This is a genomic window from Acidaminococcus sp., from assembly GCF_057597765.1.
This window is the reverse complement of sequence record NZ_DBMBXK010000008.1, coordinates 23,229-42,113: the sequence shown is the minus strand read 5'-3', so window position 1 is coordinate 42,113 and position 18,885 is coordinate 23,229. Positions and strand designations below refer to the sequence as shown.

Genomic DNA, 18,885 nt, shown 5'->3' with positions numbered 1-18,885 from the left:
GAAGGCGGCCTGTGTACCAAGTGAAACTGGCGGATTTCCAGGGCCCGTTGGACCTGCTGATCCACCTGATTGAAAAAGACAAAATCGATATTTATGATATTCCCATTGTTTCCGTTACGGAGCAGTACATTGCCTACATCAATGCCATGCAGGAATACAACCTGGACGTGGCCAGCGAATTTTTGCTGATGGCGGCCATCCTGCTCCAGATCAAATCCCGGATGCTGCTGCCCCGGGACCCGGAGGAAGAGGGGGAGGAAGAACCGGATCCCCGGCAGATGCTGGTGGACATGCTGGTGGAATACCGGAAAACCAAAAAGCTGGCCCAGGCTCTCCGGGAATGTCTCCAGCGGGCCAGCCTCCAGACCGCCCGGTCTCCGGAACCCCAGGGAAAGGTGCTCCAGAAGGTGAAGCGGTACGGCCTGGCGGACCTGCTCCGGGCCCTGGCCGGGCTCATGCCCCGGCAGGAGGACGAGGAAACGGTGATTCCCCGGCAGGAATTCCCCGTCCAGGAACGGATGGAGGCCATCCGGGAGACGCTGGGCAAAAGAAAGGAAAAAATGGATTTCCGCCAGCTGCTCCAGGACCGGAAAAACCACAGCGAGGTGATCGCCACCTTCCTGGCCGTGCTGGAACTGCTGCGGCTGAAGGAAATCGATCTGATCCAGGAAGAGCCTTTCGGGCCCATGGTCCTGGAACCCCGGAAGGAGGAGGCCCATGAAACTGAAGAAAACCGCTGAGCTGGAAGCCCTGCTCTTTGCCAGCGGGGATCCCCTGACCCTGGAGCGGGCGGCAGGGGCCCTGTTCTGTTCCACCGAAGAAGTGGCCCAGCTGCTGGAAACCCTCCAGCAGGAATACCAGCAGGCCGGCCGGGGCATCGAACTGCGCCAGGCGGCGGGAGGCTGGCAGCTGGTAACCAAGAAGGAAGCGGCGGGCCTGGTGCGCCGGCTCCAGGAAAAACAGGAAGTGAAGCTGTCCAATGCAGCCATGGAGACCCTGGCCATTGTGGCCTTCAAGCAGCCGGTGACCAAAAGCGAAATGGAAGCCATCCGGGGGGTGAAGGTGGACGGGGTGCTGAGCACCCTGGTGGAACTGGACCTGGTGGGGGAAGTGGGCCGGAAGGAAGTAATCGGCCGGCCCATCCTTTACGGCACTACGGAGGAATTCCTCAAGGCCTTCGGCCTCAATTCCCTGGAGGATCTGCCCCAACTGCCGGAAGAAGTGCTGGAAGGCCGGCTGGAAGAACCGGAACCTTTATTTGACTGAGTGAAAGGATTAGACAACCATATGGAACAAACCAAAGAACGGCTCCAGAAAGTCATGGCAGCCGCCGGTGTGGCTTCACGCCGGGAATGTGAAAAGATCATCCTGGCCGGACGGGTGCAGGTGAACGGAAAAACGGTGACGGAACTGGGCACCCGGGTGGGGAAGGCGGACCGAATCACCCTGGACGGGAAGGCCATCCACCGGAAAAGCGCCCGGCACACCTACCTGCTGTACAAACCCAAAGGGGTGGTGACCACCATGAAGGATCCCCAGGGCCGGCGGACGGTGGCGGATCTGATGGCGGGGCTCCACCAGCGGCTGTACCCGGTGGGACGGCTGGATTATCTCACAGAAGGGCTGCTGCTCATGACCAACGACGGGGAGCTGGCCCAGCATCTTACCCATCCCAGCCACCATGTGGACAAGACCTACGAAGTGGAAGTCCACGGCCGGGTGCCGGAAGAAAAACTGGACGTGCTCCGGCTGGGGGTGCCCCTGGAAGACGGGCTCACTTCTCCTGCGGTGGTATATGTGAAGGAATGGAATCCGGACAAAAACCTGACCCGGTTCACAGTGACCATCCATGAGGGACGGAACCGGCAGGTCCGGCGGATGTGCGACTTCATTGGATTCCCGGTGAAATCCCTGAAACGGATCCAGGTGGGAGACCTGACCCTGGAGGGGATGAAAAAAGGAGAGTTCCGGGAACTGACTCCCGAAGAAGTAGCCTCCCTGGAAGGACAGGATAACAAATGAAGCGGGTTGTGATTGTGGGAGCCGGAGCAGCCGGGATCCTGGCGGCCATCAAGGCGGCGGAAAACGGAGCCCGGGTGCTGCTCCTGGAAAAAATGGCCATGCCCGGCCGGAAACTGATGATCACGGGCAAGGGACGGTGCAACATCACCAACGCCTGTGACATGAGGGACATGATCCCCATGCTGCCGGGAAACGGAAAATTTTTATTTGGGGCTTTTCATACCTTCACCAATCGGGATATAATGGAGCTGTTGGAAGAAAACGGACTGCCGGTGAAGGTGGAACGGGGAGGCCGGGTGTTTCCCCAGAGCGACCGGGCCCTGGATGTGGTGGAAACCCTGGAGAAGATCCTCCGGAAAAAGAAGGTGGAACTGCGGACCAACACCCGGGTCCGGGAACTGGTACTGGAACAGGGACGGGTCACAGGGGTGGTCTGCGGGGACGGCAAGATGATCCCTGCGGATGCGGTGGTCCTGACCACCGGCGGGGCTTCCTATCCCCGGACCGGTTCCACCGGGGACGGGTATGCCCTGGCCCGGGAAGCCGGGCACACCATTGTGCCTCCCCGGCCGGCCCTGGTGCCCCTGGAAAGCGACGACCCGGAGATCCGGTCCCTCCAGGGCCTGAGCCTGCGGAACGTGCGGGCCACCCTGCTGAAGGGAAACAAGGTGCTGGGCCAGGAATTCGGGGAAATGCTCTTCACCCATTTCGGGGTCAGCGGGCCCATTGTGCTGACCCTGTCCCGGGCGGCTTCCACCGCCTGGAAGAAGGATCCCCAGGCTCTCCTGGACCTGTCCATCGACCTGAAGCCGGCCCTTGCTCCGGAACAGCTGGACGCCCGGGTCCAGCGGGATTTTGCCAAATACAGCCGGAAGCAGCTGAAAAGCGGACTCCATGATCTGCTGCCCCAGAGCCTGATCCCGGTGATCATCGACGCCGCCTGCCTGAAACCGGAGCAGGAAGTGAACCAGATCACCCGGAAGGAGCGGCAGCGTCTGGTGGAGACCCTGAAAAACTTCATGGTGCCCCTGACCGGCACCCGTCCCCTGGCGGAAGCCATTGTCACCGCCGGGGGCGTAAGCACCAAAGAAATCAATCCCTCCACCTTTGCCTCCAAAAAAGTGCCCAACCTATACTTTGCCGGAGAACTGATGGATGTGGATGGATATACCGGCGGCTACAACCTCCAGGCAGCCTTTTCGTCAGGCTGTGTGGCAGGGACTCACGCCGCTTTGGATGGAAAAGAGGAATCTGTGTGAAAAAAATCATCATTGCCATTGATGGCCCGGCGGGAGCCGGCAAAAGCACCATCGCCAAAAAGGTGGCGGCCCTTCTGGGCTATGCCTACATCGATACGGGAGCCATGTACCGGACGGTGACCCTGCGGTTTTTGGAAAGCGGGAAGCCTTTCAGCGACGAGACGGTCACTTCCATTGCGGACCAGATTGCCATTACCTTCCGGTACGCTGATGGAGTGAACCGGGTCTTTGCGGACGGGGAGGAAGTCACCGATGCCATCCGCAGCCTGGAAGTGTCCCGGAACGTGTCCAAAGTGGCAGCTGTAGGCGGGGTGCGCACAGCCATGGTGGCGGCCCAGCGGAAGATCGGCTGTGAGGGCGGCGTGGTCATGGACGGCCGGGACATCGGCACCGTGGTATTCCCTCAGGCCCAGCTGAAGGTGTTCCTGACCGCTTCCGTGGAGGAACGGGCCCGGCGCCGGTATCTGGAACTGAAGGAAAAGGGTACGGAGGTATCCCTGGAAGACCTGGAAAAACGGATCGCCCAGCGGGATGCCCTGGATGAAAACCGGGAGATTTCTCCCCTCCGGTGTGCGGAAGACGCCCGGTATCTGGATTCCACCCATCTTTCCATCGATCAGGTGACGGAACAGATTGCCGCCATGGCCAGAGAGGTGCTGTAACATGTGGTACCGCTTTGTCCAGCTGATTTTTTCCATCCTGTTCCGGATCATTTACCGGCTCCGGGTCATTGGCCGGGACAACATCCCCAAAGAGGGACCGGTAGTGATCGCCTGCAACCACGTAAGCCTGCTGGACCCGCCCATGGTGGGCACGGCCTCTTCCCGGCCGGTCCATTTCATGGCCAAAAGTGAGCTGTTCGTACCGGTGCTGGGAACCCTGTACAAAAGCCTGGGAGCCTTTCCGGTCCACCGGGGAGCAGGGGATGCCCATGCCATCCGGACAGCTCTTACCATCCTGAAGCACAAAGAGGTGCTGGGGATCTTCCCGGAAGGCCACCGGAGCCGGGACGGGAAACTGGGCAAAGCCCAGCCCGGGGCTCTGGCCATTGCCCTGAAGGGGAAGGCGGAAGTGGTGCCCACCTGCATCCTGGGCAGCGACCTGAAACGCCGGAAAAGCTTCTGGCCCAGGATCACCGTGGTGTTCGGCAAGCCCATGAAGCTGGAAAACGAACAGGGAAACAAACTGAAAGTGGAGGAGCTGAGCGAAGAGCTGATGAAGGAAATCCAGGCTCTTATGGACGCGCACAGCGATAATTGACGGATGAAAATCTATGTTGCAGACCCCTGCGGATTCTGTTATGGAGTAAAAAGAGCAATACACGTTGCAGAACTGCAAGCAAAAGGGTATAATGATAGTATTGCCACTCTGGGTGAATTGGTTCATAATCCCCGTGTTGTCGAAAAACTGAAACAGCAAGGTGTAGAATGCAAGGAGAAGCTGGCGCAATTCGCGGCTGGCGATACAGTCATATTCCGATCCCACGGTGTGGGCCCTGCTCTTTATGAGGAGGCCCGCCAGCGGGAACTGAAAGTCATCGATGCCACTTGTCCTCATGTGCGGAAAGCACAGAAAACGGCTGCCGAACTGGCGGACGAAGGCCGTTTTGTCATCATTATTGGGGAGAAGCGTCATCCTGAGGTGCAAAGTATCAAGGCTTGGGCAGGCAGCGATTCTGTGATCATCGAAACACCCGATGATCTTGGATCTCTTCCTGAAAAAGATAAGTTTGGGGTAGTCAGTCAGACGACTTTTGAAGCTGAGAAGTTTAACCTTCTGCTTCGAATGGCTCAGGAGAAACGTCCGGGCGACTATAAAGTCGTGCGAACCATTTGCACTGCCACCGCAGAACGACAGGCTGCCGCACGGCAGCTGGCAGGGAAAACAGATGCTTTCTTCGTGTTTGGCGGCAAGAACAGTGCCAACACGAGACACCTGTGGGAACTGGCCAGGGAAATCAACCCCCGTTCCTATCTTTTGCAGGACGCCAGCGAGATCACTGGACCGATGCTGGCCGGAGCACAAAAAATTGGCATCACTGCTGGCGCATCGACGCCGCAGGAAATTATTGAGGAGGCTATTGGAACTATGGAAACGATGGAAAGTTTGTTGGGCGAACAGGAATGCATGAAATTGCACATTGGCATGATTGTGGAGGCTACCGTGGTAGAGGTGACCGATGATGAGGTCGTGGTAGACTTCGGGTATCAGAGTGAAGGTTCTGTGGCCTTCGACCAATGGACTTTGGGTGGGACCAAGGACACCGTAGCCCCCACTGTGAAACCGGGCGACAAAGTGACCCTGAAGGTTATTGCCAGCGAAAACCAGGATGGTCTGGTTGTTCTGAGCAAAATCAAGGCTGAAGCTGTCCAGGCTTGGCTGAAACTGCCGGAAGAACTGGCTGACAAGAAGACTGTTCAGGTAAAAGGCCTGCGGGCTGTAAAAGGCGGCCTGACTGTTTCCTATGATGGACTGACTGGCTTCATCCCTGCTTCTCATCTGGATCTGAAGCATGTGGATGATGTGAAGGAATATGAAGGCAAAGACCTGGAAGTTTCCCTGCTGGAAATCAACCCGGAAAAGAAACGTCTGGTATTCTCCCGGAGAAACGTCCTGCGTGAAGAACGGGCTGCCAAGAACGCTGCCTATAAAGAAGAAAGAGCCAAACGGGAAGAAGAACGGAAAGAAGCCCTGGAAAAGGCTTTCCAGACCTTCCATGAAGGCGAAACTGTGGAAGGGACCATCAAGAGCATCGTTGATTTCGGTATGTTCGTGGAAATCGCTCCCATGGTCCAGGGCCTGGTGCACATCTCTGAAGTGTCCTGGGACCGCAGCGTGAAACCGGCTGACCTGTACAAAGTGGGCGAAAAGATCAATGTGTACATCAAAGGCCTGGATGAAGAAAAAGGCCGTATCAGCCTGTCCATCAAAGCTCTCCAGGAAGATCCCTGGGTGGCTGCTGCCAAGGAATTCCATGTGGGCGATGTAGTGACCGGTACTGTGGTACGGTTCCTGCCCTTCGGTGCCATTGTGAAACTGAACGACAAGAACGAAGGCATGATCCACATTTCCGAAATCGCTGAACAGCGGATTGAAAAACCGGAAGATGTTCTGGAAATCGGCCAGGAAGTGAAAGTGAAAGTCCTGCGTGTGGATACCGAACACAAGAAGATTGCCCTGAGCATCACCAAAGCCAAGGAAGATGCCGAAAAGGCTGAAATGCGTCAGTATCTGGGCAAGAAGAGCACTCTGTCCCAGGGCCTGGGTGAAAAACTGGCTGAAGCGGAAGCCGAAGCAGAAGCTCACAAATAAGCTGTCGGAATAAGCGGGGTTTATACAGATGAAAAGCCGGGAGAGCCGTAAAATCGATCACATCAAGTATGCCGTGCACCTTGAGGATGGTCCAAGGGCCACCGGCTTTTCTGATGTGCAGGTGATGCATCGCTGCCTGCCCCAGGTGGACCGGAGGAAAGTGGACCTTTCCACCAGCCTGCCCGGGGTGGGCATTCTGCCCCACCCTCTGGTGATCGACGCCATAACGGGAGGGGCGGAGAAAGTCACCCATCTGAACCGGAAACTGGCCCTGATCGCCCGGGAAACCGGGTGTCCCATGGCCGTAGGGTCTCAGTACGGAGCCGTCCGGTCCGGAGAGTATGCAGACACCTACAAAGTGGTCCGGGAGGAGAATCCCGACGGGGTGATCTTTGCCAACGTCAGTGCACTGGCCACTCCGGAGGAAGCCCGCCGGGCTGTGGACATGGTGGAAGCCCAGGCCATGGAGATCCATCTCAACAGTGCCCAGGAATTGGCCATGGAAGAAGGGGACCGGGATTTTTCCCGCTGGCTGGAACAGATCGCCGCTATCTGTGAACAGTCGGAAGTCCCTGTAATCGTGAAGGAAACAGGCTGCGGTATGGAACGGGAAGACGCCAGACGGCTGCTGGACTGCGGGGTATCCATCCTGGATACCGGCGGGGCCGGCGGCACCAATTTCCCGGCCATTGAATGCTGCCGCAACCGGGAAGGGAACAAAGAACTGATCGAGTGGGGCATTCCTTCGGCCCTGTCCCTTCTGGAAGTGGTGGAAGCCAAAGGCTGGCAAAAGGGCATTATCGCTTCGGGAGGCATCCGGACGGCCCTGGACGTGTTCAAGGCCCAGATGCTGGGAGCCAATGCTGTGGGGATGGCTGGAAATATCCTCCGTTTTGTCCGGAACGGCGGGGGACCCCAAAGAGCCATAGACTGGATCCGGCAGCTGCTGGAAGCTGTGAAAGATTTTTACACCCTCACCGGGTGTACCAGAGTGGAGGACCTGCGGCAGGTGCGGTATTATGTTACCGGGGACCTGGCCGCAGCGGTCCGCGCTCTTCCCTACGGGGAAAAATGAATTTAACTGAAAGAGGTTCTTTCCATGAGCAAACCCATAGTTGCCATTGTCGGCAGACCCAATGTCGGCAAATCAACACTATTTAACATATTTGCCGACAGCCGGATCTCCATTGTGGAAGATACCCCCGGTGTGACCCGGGACCGTCTCTATGCTGACGCGGAATGGCTGGACCGGAAATTCACCATGGTGGATACCGGGGGCATTGAAATGCAGAATACTGATTCCATTGCGGTTTCCATCCGCCAGCAGGCGGAAATTGCCGTGCGGGAAGCGGATGTGATCCTGTTTGTGTGTGATGCCCGTACCGGGATTACCAACGACGATATGGAAGTGGCCAAAATGCTCCGCCAGTCCAAAAAACCGGTGGTGCTGGCCGTGAATAAGGCAGATACTCCCAAACAGGAGGCAGAAGCCTACGAATTCTACAACCTGGGCATCGGGGAACCCTACCTGATTTCCGCCTCCAACCGGCTGAATCTGGGGGACCTGCTGGATGCCGTGGTGGAGAAATTCCCTCCGGAATCCGACGATGACGAGGACAATGAAGACGTGATCAAGGTGGCCATCATCGGCCGGCCCAATGTGGGCAAATCCTCCATCTTCAACGATATTATCGGCCAGACCCGTTCCATTGTCAGCGACGTGGCGGGCACCACCCGGGACGCCATCGACGTGCCGGTGGAAAAAGACGGCCAGACTTACCTGTTCATCGATACTGCCGGCATGCGCCGGAAAGGGAAAATCGACGAACCCATCGAAAAATACAGCATCATCCGGACTCTCCGGGCTGTGGACCGGAGCGACGTGGTGCTCCTGGTACTCAACGCCGAGGAAGGAATTACGGAACAGGACAAGAAAATCGCCGGCTATGCCCATGAGGCAGGGAAGGGCATCGTAATCGTGGTGAACAAATGGGATCTGTATCCCAACAAGACGGTGATGTCCACGGAAGAATTCACCAAGAACATCCGCCACGAACTGATCTTCATGCCCTACGCCAATGTGGTGTACGTATCCGCTCTGACCCAGCAGCGGATCAGCCGGCTGCCGGAAATGATCAAGGATGCGGCGGAAGCCAACGCCATGCGGATTTCCACCAGCGTGCTGAACCAGGTGGTCACCGATGCGGTGGCCATGAACCAGCCGCCTATGGAAAAAGGCAAACGGCTGAAGATCCTCTACATCACTCAGGTGAAGGTAAAACCGCCCACTTTCGTGATTTTCTGCAACGAACCGGAGATCATGCACTTCTCCTACCAGCGGTATCTGGAAAATCAGCTGCGGGAAGCCTTCGGGTTCAAGGGCACGCCCATCAACATCATCGTCCGGGGCAAGAACGAGGACGAGGCATAAGGACGGTTGATGATTATGGATTACTTTCTCAGTGCACTGATCGGGTATCTCCTGGGGTCCATTTCCTGCGGGCTGCTGCTGGTGAAGCTGGTATGCGGCATCGATATCCGGGATTATGGCAGCCACAACATCGGTGCCACCAATGTGTTCCGGACCGTCGGGGCCCGGATGGCATCCTTTGTGCTTCTGGGGGATCTGCTGAAAGGGGTGCTGGCCCTGTACCTGGTGAACCGGTTTGTTTCTCCGGATCTGACGGTACAGCTGGTATGCGCCGCCTGTGCCATACTGGGCCACAGCTTTTCCTGGATGTGTGGATTCAAGGGAGGCAAAGGGGTGGCCACCGGTCTGGGGATCCTGCTGTACTTCATGCCGGAAGTGGCGGTGTTTTCTCTGACCATCTGGCTGGCAACGGTATTCGTTACCCGTTATGTGTCCCTGGGGTCCATCCTGGCGGCTCTGGCGGCTCCTTTTTCCGCCTGGTACCTGGGGTATGACTGGAAACTGGTGGCCTTTGCAGGCCTGTGTGCCATCGTTGTGGTGGCCCGTCACTACCAGAACATGATCCGCCTGAAAAATGGCACAGAAAGCAAGATCCGGCAGGGACATTGGAAAAAATGATAGGGGTGTGAAAGGATTTACACCCCGGTCACGGGTCGCGGGCCATGGGCCGCGAGCCTGGACGCTGAATCCGGTTGTTCTTTTTCTATAGAATGATAAGGTAACATCGGTTGGAATCAAAAAACGGGTCTTCGGTTTGCACCAACAAGCCCGCGACTCGAGACCCGCGACCAAAGGGCTGTTGCACCTGCAACAGCCCTTTCTATTTGCAAAGGAGTTGAAACCATGAAAGCAGCTGTGATTGGGGCCGGGAGCTGGGGAACGGTACTGGCCCAGATCCTTTCGGACAACGGCCGGGACGTGTGCCTGTGGGCCCGGAACCCGGAGAAGGCGGCAAAGATCCGGGAAACCCGCTGCAACGGGGATTACCTGCCGGATTTCCGGCTTTCCCCCTCCATCCAGGTGACGGCGGATTTAAAGGAAGCTGTCACGGGAGCGGAAGTCCTGGTGTTCGTGGTGCCTTCCAAAGGGATGGGGTCCATTGCCCGGCAGGTGGCGGCCATCACGGACTGCCGCAGCCAGGTGATCCTTACCTGCACCAAGGGATTTGATCTTGCCACCCATAAACTGATGACGGATATCCTGGAGGAAACTTTCCCCCGGGCCCGGGCCATTGCTGCCCTCAGCGGTCCCAACCTGGCCCGGGAAATCGCCCAGCAGCAGCCGGCTGCCACGGTGATTGCCTGCCGGGAGATGAAAGAGGCCCGGTTCCTCCAGCAGTGCTTCCTGACTCCCTACTTCCGTCCCTATACCTCCACGGATCTTGTGGGGGTGGAACTGTGCGGCTGTGTGAAGAACTGCATTGCCCTGGTGGGAGGGATGCTGTCCGGCCTGGGGCTGGGAGAAAATGCCCAGGCGGGGCTGATCACCCGGGGACTGGCGGAACTGACCCGGCTGGGGGTGAAGATGGGAGCCCGGCGGGCCACTTTCTTTGGTCTGGCCGGGGTGGGGGACCTGATTGCCACCTGCACCAGCCCTCTCAGCCGGAACCGGTCCGCCGGCTATGCCCTGGCTCAGGGCAAGACCCTGGAGGAGATCACCGGCGGCACCCATATGGTCATCGAAGGGATCAACGCCACGCCGGTGGTCCGGGAACTGGCCCGGGCCCATCAGGTGGAAATGCCCATCATCGAACAGCTGTACCAGGTGCTGTTCCAGGGAAAGGATGTGCGCCAGGCCATCGGGGATTTGATGAAAAGAACTGCCAAGAAAGAGTAGCATTATTCCACGCACTATGATATAATGTCTTCCTAGGAAGGATTAACATTCTTATGGAAAGGATAGATAACACATGAACAACGAGAAGAAATCAGAATTTTATTTGGTAAGAGAAGAAATTCTTCCAGAAGCAATCAAAAAGACCATCCTGGTCAAAGAAATCCTGAAGCGGGGTAAAATGAAGAATGTCAACGAGGCCGTAAGCAAAGTGGGGCTCAGCCGCAGTGCTTACTACAAATACAAGGATTATGTCTTCCCGTTTTACGATGCCAGCAAGGAAAAGGTCATTACCATTTCTCTGCTGCTGGAACACAAGCCCGGGGTACTTTCCAGTGTGCTGAACACGATTGCTGCCGATGGGGGGAGCGTCATCACCATCAACCAGGGTGTGCCTCTCCAGGGTGTGGCCAATACCACCATTTCGGTGGAGACCAAGTACCTGAACATCGATATGGAAGCCCTGATGGACAAACTCCGGCTCATTGACGGAGTGAAGCGGCTGGACGTGTTGGGCCAGGTGGACTGACCCGGGAAAGAAAAACAGAGGAACCGGCTTCCCGGAAGGGGTAAAACAGGATATCTGCAGGATTTTCAGAGGGCTGTCGTTTTCGGCAGCCCCTTTACAACAGGAGGATGAGGGGAATTGGCTAAGAACGAACAGAAGAAAATCAACATCGGACTGCTGGGAGCCGGCACCGTGGGGGGCGGTGTGATCCTGGTGCTGAACCAGAATCGGCCGCTGATCACCGAACGGGTGGGGGCGGAAATCTGCATCAAAAAGGTCCTGGCCCGTCATCCGGAAAAGGTCCGGGCCTTGGATGCCTCCCTGGCCACCACAGACAAAATCGAAGACATTGTCAACGATCCGGACATTGACATTGTGGTGGAACTGATGGGACGGGAACACCCGGCCCTGGAATACATGGAGGCGGCGCTGAAAGCCGGCAAGAACGTGGTCACCGCCAACAAGGACGTAGTGGCCGTCCATGGAAAGGAACTGTTCGAACTGGCGGCGGCCAACCATGTGGACTTCCTGTTCGAAGCGGCGGTGGCCGGGGGGATTCCCATTATCCGTCCTTTGAAGGAAAGCCTGGCAGCCAACAAAATCAGCAAGATCATGGGGATTATCAACGGTACCACCAACTTCATGCTTACCAAAATGACCCAGGATCATATGGATTTTGCGGAAGTGCTGAAGGAAGCCCAGGACAAGGGTTATGCGGAAAGCGACCCTACCGCCGACGTGGGGGGCTTCGACGCGGCCCGGAAGATTGCCATCCTGGCCTCCATTGCCTTCAACAGCCGGGTGAGCCTGGACGATGTGTATGTGGAAGGCATCGACAAGATTTCTTCCCGGGACATTGAATACGCTGACGAACTGGGCTATGTAATCAAGCTCCTGGGGATCGCCAAGCAGAAGGAAGGCAAAGGGGTCAGCGCCCGGGTCCATCCCACCATGCTCCGGAAGGACCATCCCCTGGCTACGGTGAACGATGTGTTCAACGCGGTGTATGTGGAAGGCCAGCCTGTAGGAGAAGCCATGTTCTTCGGCCGGGGCGCCGGACGGATGCCTACGGCCAGTGCCGTATGCGGGGATATCATCGAAAGCACCCGGAACATCCTGGCCGGCTGCACCGGCCGGGTGGGCTGCACCTGCTACGAAGCCAAACCCATGCTGCCCCTGGAAGAAATCATCTCTCCCTGCTACATCCGGATGCTGGTGGAAGACCAGCCCGGTGTCTGGGCCACCATTGCCTCCGCCTTCGGGGAAAACAAGGTCAGCCTGAAGACCGTTGTCCAGAAACGGTCCCTGGGCACCTTGGCGGAAATCGTGGTGATCACCTACGGGGTCTCTGAGTTCGCCCTGCGGAAAGCCGCCGACGCCCTGTCCAAACTGGCTGTGGTAGCCCGGATCTGCAACATCATCCGGGTGGAAGACAGCACCCTGGACTGAGGAAAGAGGCGCTGACCATGGCAGATATGTTGAAAAAAGTGACGGTACAGGTCCCTGCCACCTCCGCCAACTGCGGACCCGGGTTTGACTGCCTGGGGCTGGCCTGTACCCTGTACAACCGGTTCACCTATGAACGGGTGCCGGAAGCAGAAGGCATCCAGGTGGAAGCGGAGGGCCAGGGAGGGGAATCCCTGCCCCAGGGCCGGAACAACCTGGCGGCGGAAGCTTTCTGCATCCTTTGGGAAAAACTGGGGAAACCGGCCACCGGCCTGCGGATCTCCACCCGGATCGAAGTTCCCGTATCCCGGGGCCTGGGCAGCAGTTCCACTGCCATTGTGGCCGGGCTTACAGCGGCCAATGCCCTGGCGGGCAGCCCTCTTTCCAAAGAGGAGCTGGTGACGGAAGCCACCCGGATCGAAGGCCACCCGGACAATGTGGCTCCGGCCATTCTGGGGGGCATTACTGTGAATGTCATGGAAGAGGGGAAGGTGGAAAGCCTGAAGCTTGCCCTGGCCAGACCCCTTCAGCTGGTGGTGCTGGTGCCCTCCATCCCCCTGCCCACTTCCAAGGCCCGGGCGGCTCTGCCCCAGGAAGTGTCCCACAAAGATGCGGTGTACAATGTAAGCCGGGCGGCTCTCCTGGTAGGGTCTCTTTTGACCGGGGACTATCACTTCCTGCGGACGGCCCTGGAAGACCGGCTCCACCAGCCCTATCGTCTGCCCCTGATCCCGGGAGCGGAAGAAGCCCTGGAAGGGGCCCGGCAGGCGGGAGCCTACAATGGAATCATTTCCGGCGCCGGTTCCACCCTGTTGGCTTATGTGCCGGCGGAGGGAGATGCCCGGAAGGTGGGAGAAGCCATGGCGGCGCCCTTCCGGAAACGGAACATTGAAACGGCTCTCCATGTGCTGGACATTGATCCGGAGGGAGCCAGAGTCATCGATATCCAATAAGGAGGAATCACCATGCTGCAGTTCCATTATATCCATCATGCCTGTTTCACCCTGTCTGACGGGAAGACCACCCTGCTGTTCGACCCCTATCTGGAGGGGAATCCGGAAGGCCTGAAGCCGGAGGATGTGGCAGCGGACGTGATCTTCATTTCCCATTATCACGGGGACCATCTGGGTTCTGCCTATGAAATCGCCAAAAAACAGGATGCCCTGATCATTTCCACGGCAGAAATCGCCAATGATGCAGCCCAACACGGGCTCCGGTCCCATGCCATGCACCTGGGGGGCACCCATCAGTTCCCCTTCGGCCGGGTGCGGGTGACCCCCGCCTTCCACGGCAGCGGTATTGCAGGCGGCCACTCCTGCGGGTTCATGGTGGAATTCGGGGGAAAGACCGTGTATTTTGCCGGGGACACCAGTGTGTTCGGGGATATGGCTCTGCTGCCCCGGCTGGAAACCATCGATGTGGCCCTTCTGCCCATCGGGGACAACTTCACCATGGGCCCCAAAGACGCCCGTCTGGCGGCGGAACTGCTGAATGTGCCCCTGGTGATCCCCATCCACTACAACACCTGGCCTCTCATCGCCCAGGATCCTGCAGCTTTTAAGAAGGAAGTGGAAACCACCACCCAAAGCAAAGTGCTGGTGGTGGAACCGGGGAAGACGGTGGAATTGTAAAAAAAAGGGGGTGTGAAAAGGTTCACACCCTCGGTCACTGGTCTCTCGGCCAGTGACCAGTGACAACCAGAGGGGGTGACGCATTGCGTCACCCCCTCCTTTACAATACGCCTCAAGTAAAGTACAATGATGATTGTTGAGTTCCAGTCGCACCTTACTATAAACTGCTTGGAGTGATTTTCATGAATTTGTATCTTGGGGTCATTGTAGGTTATGCGCTTTTGCTGATCCTCCTGGGTCATCTGGTGGGGAAACATGTGAAAGGTGCAGCGGACTTCTTTGTGGGCGGACGCTCCTTCAATGCGGGGCTTTTGTTCACAACCCTGATTGCAGCCAACATCGGAGCAGGTTCCACAGTGGGGGTAACGGGACTGGCGTACAAATTCGGGGTTTCCAGCTGGTGGTGGATCGGCTGCAGCGGCCTGGGGTCCCTGATCCTGGCTTATATTGTAGGGCCGGCTGTGTGGAAAGTGGCCCGGAAGTACAATCTGTATACCATGGGGGATTATCTGGATTTCCGCTATTCCCACGCTTTCCGGGGAGTCACCTCCACCATGATGGCCATCGGCACCCTGGCTCTTTTTTCCGGCCAGCTGCTGGGCATTGCCTGGATCCTGAACGTGGTGGCGGGGATTGAAAAACTCTACGGCATCATCATCGCCGCGGTGGTTGTGACCCTGTACTTTTCCGCCGGGGGCATCAAAAGTGCCGCCATTGTGAATATCATCGAACTGATCGTGATCCTCATGGGATTCTGCATTGCCACACCCTTTGCCCTCCAGTATGTGGGAGGATGGAGCGGACTCCAGGCCGCTGTGGCCAGCCATATGGCCGATCCGGCCCTGACGGCGAAGTATTTTGCCTGGGATGGCATGGGCACCACCGCCATTGTGGGGTATTTCCTCATGCTGACCCCGGCTTTCTGCATCTCTCCGGGGCTCATCGGGAAAGTCTATGCGGCCAAAGATGAAAAAGCCGTCCGGGTGGGGACCCTGTGGAACGGCATCGTCCAACTGGCGTTCGCTTTCCTGCCCATGCTTATCGGCATGTGCGCCTATGCGGCCTTTCCGGATCTGGGGAACCAGGAACTGGCCCTGCCCAAGGCCATGAAGGAAATGATGCCTTTCGGGGTATCCGCACTGGCTCTTTCTGCTATTTTTGCCGCGGAAGTGAGCACCTGTGATACGGTGCTGTATATGCTGGCCACTTCTTTATCCAAGGATTTGTACAAAACCTTCTTCCGTCCGGATATTTCCGATGAGGAACTGCTGAAGGTCAGCCGGAAACTGACGGTGCTCTGCGGCATCGCCGGGATCTTCATTGCCTGCTACATGGCCAACATCATTACCGCTTTGGCCATTTTCTATTCCCTGATGACCGTATCTCTGGCAGCTCCCTTCCTGTTCGGCCTGTTTACGGAAAAAGCCTCCACCCGGGGGGCCTTCTGTTCCGCCGTGCTGGGGGTGGCTGTGGTGCTGGGGCTGAAGTTTTTCAATGGAGGCAAGGGCATCGGCATCCTGAATTCCACCAGCCTGGGGATCATTGTGGCTGCTGTGGTGATGCTGGTGAGCCTGTGGGTGTTCCCCCGGCAAAAAACTGGGGAAAAATAAGGAAGACAGTGGGGAAGGGGAGCCTGGCTCCCAAAAATCTATTGAGTAACGAGGTATGACCCATTGAACAAGAAACAGAAACGGCTGGCCCTGGGCCTTGTACTGGCCGGCCTTTTGGGGACCGGCACCGCCTGGGCCTCTCCCCTGGAACAGGGTGTGAAGCCGGCGGAAACCGTTCTTTTGGACGAAACTGACGGACCGCTGTCCCATGTCCAGAAAAAGAAACAGGACAAGAAAGAAAAAGTACAGAGAAAAGAAGAAGTCCGGAAAACAGATGAGGAGCAGGAGAAAAAGCCCCTGAGCTTCCGGGAACGGATCCGGCGGCACCGGAAAGAAGAGGACAAAAAGGACCGGAAACAGAAAAAAGCCCGGGACCTGCAGGAGAAGAAACCGGCCCGGGAAGAAAAGACTCATACGGCGGAACCTCCCAAAAAGGAAAAACGCCGGGACAGAGAAAATGAACGTCCCAGGACTCCGGTGATCCGGGATCTGGGGCCGGCGGACCAGGACAGCCTGGTGATCCGGAAGGGTATGATCGCTGTAGTGGGAGAAAAGCTTACCCTGCCCCGGTGGCCGGACCCGGACAAACTGCTGAAGCTGGAAAACCAGGACCGTGTGATCACGGATCCCAGCCTGCAGATCATCATCAACCATCTGACCACCAGGGCGAAGATCTGGGAACTGCCGGACAACTACCAGGAAGTGACCATTGCCGGACCCGGCGAAGCCACCCGGGACCAGGCGGTGGTGCTGCTCCGCCGGTACAATCCCAAACTGCCCATCAAGGCCACCCCGGAACAGATCGTGGATCTGTACTACCAGGAAGCCAGCCGGGAAGGGCTCCGGTGGGACATCGTGTTCTGCCAGGCCCTGCTGGAAACCGGATTCTTCCGGTTCGGGGGCACGGTGGTCCCGGCCCAGAACAACTTCTGCGGTCTGGGGACCACCAGCGCTACGGTCCAGGGCGCCTGGTTCCCCACTCCCAGGGACGGGGTCCGGGCCCATGTCCAGCATCTTATGGCCTATACCACCGACCGGCTGCCGGCCACCCCGGTGATCGACCCCCGGTACTATCTGGTGTACAAGGGCAAGGTCCAGAACGGCTTCTACACCCGCTGGTCCCAGCTCAACGGCAAATGGGCCACCGGCAGCTATTATGCGGAGAAGATCCTGAATCTCCACGAACAAATGAAAAAAATCATCGCCATTTCCGGCAATGACTGGGATGGAGGCGTATTGAAATGATGCACATTGTACTGGTGGAGCCGGAAATCCCCGGGAATACCGGGAACATTGCCCGGCTCTGCGCCGCCACAGGAGCCAGTCTCCATCTGGTCCGGCCCCTGGGCTTTTCCGTGGATGACAAATACCTGAAACGGGCCGGTCTGGACTATTGGCACCTGGTGGACATCCACTATTATGATTCCGTGGAAGAAGTGCTGGCCGCCTATCCGGACAGCCCCCGCTTCCTCTTGACCACCCACGCCCACAAATCCTACAGCCGGGTCCATTACGGACCTGATTCCCTGCTGATCTTCGGCAAGGAGAGCGCCGGCCTCCCGGAAGACTTCCGGCTGGCCCATGGGGAGGAATGTGTGCGGATCCCCATGGTTTCCGAAGCCCGGTCCCTGAACCTGGCCAATTCGGTTTCCATTGTCCTTTACGAAGCTTTGCGGCAAAACGATTTTGATCTTCAGGAGGGAACCATATGATCTGTATCAAGGAATTTGAGTTTGACGCAGCCCATTATCTGCCCAATTACCACGGCAAATGTGAACATCTCCACGGCCACACCTACAAGCTGGTGGTGAAGGTGGAAGGCCATCCGGACCAGGAAGGCATGGTGCTGGATTTTGTCCAGTTCAAGCACACGGTGAAGGATCTGGTGGTGGACCAGCTGGACCATCACTGCCTCAACGACATCCTGCCCCAGCCTTCTGCGGAAAACATTGCTGTCTGGGTGTGGAACAAACTGAAGGAACCGCTCACCGGGGCCAACTATGCCCTCTATGAAGTCCAGGTCTGGGAAACCAAGACCAGCGGCATTGTGTACCGGGGTGAATCATGCTGAAAGATGTCCAGGCGCAGCAGGATCTGCGTCACATTGCACTGAAACATGTGGGCATCCGGAACCTCCGGTGGCCCATTGTGCTGGCGGACCGGGAAAAAGGCAGCCAGCATACGGTGGCGGAAGTGGCCCTGGCAGTGGATCTGCCCCAGGAACAGCGGGGCACCCACATGAGCCGTTTCGTGGAATGCCTGAAGCAGGTGGGCCCCATCCGTCCCCACGAACTGGAAGAAGTGCTGGACGGGCTCCGGCAGAAACTGGAAGCCCGGAAGGCCCTGTTGGAATTTTCCTGCCCCTATTTCATCACCAAAAAGGCTCCTGTCAGCGGCATCGAAAGCTATCTGGACGTGGACTGCCATTTCAAGGCGGAAAAAGGGGACACCTTCTCCCTGGAAGTGGGCGTGGATGTACCCATCCACACCCTGTGCCCCTGTTCCAAGGAAATCAGTAAATACGGGGCCCACAACCAGCGGGCCTGGGCCCGGATCCGCATCCGTTCTTCCCAGCCGGTGTGGATCGAAGAACTGGTGGATATGGCGGAAAAAGGCGCTTCCACTCCTCTGTATTCTCTTTTGAAACGGCCGGATGAAAAATGCGTCACAGAAATGGCTTATGAGAATCCCCGGTTCGTGGAGGACGCGGTCCGGGAAATCGCTTTGCAGCTCAATGCCGATCCCCGGATCGACTGGTATACGGTCACGGTGGAAAGCGAGGAGAGCATCCACAACCACAATGCCTTTGCTACAGTAGAAAAAGAGGTGTGAC

General features: G+C 57.6%; 20 protein-coding genes. All 20 read left to right on the top strand.

All coding sequences use genetic code 11. The features are described 5' to 3' along the window. Positions 1-11: 11 nt before the first annotated feature. The 20 genes from ACZOF8_RS06765 (at position 12) to folE2 (ending at position 18,884) form a co-directional block, all read left to right on the top strand. On the top strand, positions 12-740 hold the full coding sequence (locus tag ACZOF8_RS06765; protein ID WP_022488344.1) for a segregation and condensation protein A: 729 nt from the start codon (positions 12-14) through the stop codon (positions 738-740). Further along, positions 718-1,266, top strand: a complete 549-nt coding sequence (scpB, locus tag ACZOF8_RS06760) for an SMC-Scp complex subunit ScpB (protein WP_022488343.1) — start codon at positions 718-720, stop codon at positions 1,264-1,266. The genes ACZOF8_RS06765 and scpB overlap by 23 nt, the downstream gene beginning before the upstream one ends. Before the next feature lie 21 nt (positions 1,267-1,287). After that, positions 1,288-2,022 carry a pseudouridine synthase gene (locus tag ACZOF8_RS06755; protein ID WP_154488526.1) on the top strand — a complete coding sequence of 245 codons (735 nt, stop codon included), beginning with the start codon at positions 1,288-1,290 and terminating at the stop codon, positions 2,020-2,022. Beyond that, a complete protein-coding gene (locus ACZOF8_RS06750) occupies positions 2,019-3,281 on the top strand; it encodes a BaiN/RdsA family NAD(P)/FAD-dependent oxidoreductase (protein ID WP_154488525.1) in 1,263 nt (420 codons plus the stop codon). Before ACZOF8_RS06755 ends, ACZOF8_RS06750 begins: the two co-directional genes overlap by 4 nt. Continuing rightward, positions 3,278-3,943 carry a (d)CMP kinase gene (gene cmk / locus ACZOF8_RS06745; protein WP_022488340.1) on the top strand — a complete coding sequence of 222 codons (666 nt, stop codon included), beginning with the start codon at positions 3,278-3,280 and terminating at the stop codon, positions 3,941-3,943. Before ACZOF8_RS06750 ends, cmk begins: the two co-directional genes overlap by 4 nt. A gap of 1 nt (position 3,944) precedes the next feature. Further along, positions 3,945-4,541, top strand: coding sequence for a lysophospholipid acyltransferase family protein (locus tag ACZOF8_RS06740; protein WP_022488339.1), 597 nt, complete (start codon positions 3,945-3,947; stop codon positions 4,539-4,541). A 3-nt stretch (positions 4,542-4,544) separates the two neighbouring features. Further along, positions 4,545-6,593 carry a bifunctional 4-hydroxy-3-methylbut-2-enyl diphosphate reductase/30S ribosomal protein S1 gene (locus ACZOF8_RS06735; protein ID WP_487426706.1) on the top strand — a complete coding sequence of 683 codons (2,049 nt, stop codon included), beginning with the start codon at positions 4,545-4,547 and terminating at the stop codon, positions 6,591-6,593. 28 nt (positions 6,594-6,621) lie between these two features. Beyond that, positions 6,622-7,668 carry a type 2 isopentenyl-diphosphate Delta-isomerase gene (gene fni, locus ACZOF8_RS06730; RefSeq protein ID WP_487426705.1) on the top strand — a complete coding sequence of 349 codons (1,047 nt, stop codon included), beginning with the start codon at positions 6,622-6,624 and terminating at the stop codon, positions 7,666-7,668. Positions 7,669-7,692: 24 nt separating this feature from the next. Beyond that, positions 7,693-9,024, top strand: coding sequence for a ribosome biogenesis GTPase Der (der, locus tag ACZOF8_RS06725; RefSeq protein WP_487426704.1), 1,332 nt, complete (start codon positions 7,693-7,695; stop codon positions 9,022-9,024). 15 nt (positions 9,025-9,039) lie between these two features. Continuing rightward, positions 9,040-9,642, top strand: coding sequence for a glycerol-3-phosphate 1-O-acyltransferase PlsY (gene plsY, locus ACZOF8_RS06720; protein ID WP_154488522.1), 603 nt, complete (start codon positions 9,040-9,042; stop codon positions 9,640-9,642). A gap of 225 nt (positions 9,643-9,867) precedes the next feature. After that, complete coding sequence (locus tag ACZOF8_RS06715) at positions 9,868-10,860, top strand: NAD(P)H-dependent glycerol-3-phosphate dehydrogenase (protein ID WP_022488335.1); 993 nt, start codon at positions 9,868-9,870, stop codon at positions 10,858-10,860. Between the two features lie 73 nt (positions 10,861-10,933). Continuing rightward, positions 10,934-11,386, top strand: a complete 453-nt coding sequence (locus ACZOF8_RS06710) for an ACT domain-containing protein (RefSeq protein ID WP_487426703.1) — start codon at positions 10,934-10,936, stop codon at positions 11,384-11,386. Positions 11,387-11,503: 117 nt separating this feature from the next. Next, positions 11,504-12,814, top strand: coding sequence for a homoserine dehydrogenase (locus ACZOF8_RS06705; RefSeq protein ID WP_022488333.1), 1,311 nt, complete (start codon positions 11,504-11,506; stop codon positions 12,812-12,814). 17 nt (positions 12,815-12,831) lie between these two features. Next, positions 12,832-13,764: a homoserine kinase gene (thrB, locus tag ACZOF8_RS06700; RefSeq protein WP_022488332.1), complete on the top strand. Its 933-nt coding sequence runs from the start codon at positions 12,832-12,834 to the stop codon at positions 13,762-13,764. Positions 13,765-13,776: 12 nt separating this feature from the next. After that, a complete protein-coding gene (locus ACZOF8_RS06695; RefSeq protein ID WP_022488331.1) occupies positions 13,777-14,442 on the top strand; it encodes a metal-dependent hydrolase in 666 nt (221 codons plus the stop codon). A 182-nt stretch (positions 14,443-14,624) separates the two neighbouring features. After that, positions 14,625-16,052: a sodium:solute symporter family protein gene (locus tag ACZOF8_RS06690; protein ID WP_022488330.1), complete on the top strand. Its 1,428-nt coding sequence runs from the start codon at positions 14,625-14,627 to the stop codon at positions 16,050-16,052. 63 nt (positions 16,053-16,115) lie between these two features. Beyond that, positions 16,116-17,297, top strand: coding sequence for a glucosaminidase domain-containing protein (locus tag ACZOF8_RS06685; RefSeq protein ID WP_154488518.1), 1,182 nt, complete (start codon positions 16,116-16,118; stop codon positions 17,295-17,297). Then, on the top strand, positions 17,297-17,764 hold the full coding sequence (locus ACZOF8_RS06680; RefSeq protein WP_288219226.1) for a tRNA (cytidine(34)-2'-O)-methyltransferase: 468 nt from the start codon (positions 17,297-17,299) through the stop codon (positions 17,762-17,764). Before ACZOF8_RS06685 ends, ACZOF8_RS06680 begins: the two co-directional genes overlap by 1 nt. After that, on the top strand, positions 17,761-18,123 hold the full coding sequence (gene queD / locus ACZOF8_RS06675; protein ID WP_022488328.1) for a 6-carboxytetrahydropterin synthase QueD: 363 nt from the start codon (positions 17,761-17,763) through the stop codon (positions 18,121-18,123). Before ACZOF8_RS06680 ends, queD begins: the two co-directional genes overlap by 4 nt. After that, positions 18,120-18,884, top strand: coding sequence for a GTP cyclohydrolase FolE2 (folE2, locus tag ACZOF8_RS06670; RefSeq protein ID WP_367996908.1), 765 nt, complete (start codon positions 18,120-18,122; stop codon positions 18,882-18,884). Before queD ends, folE2 begins: the two co-directional genes overlap by 4 nt. Position 18,885 lies beyond the last annotated feature (1 nt).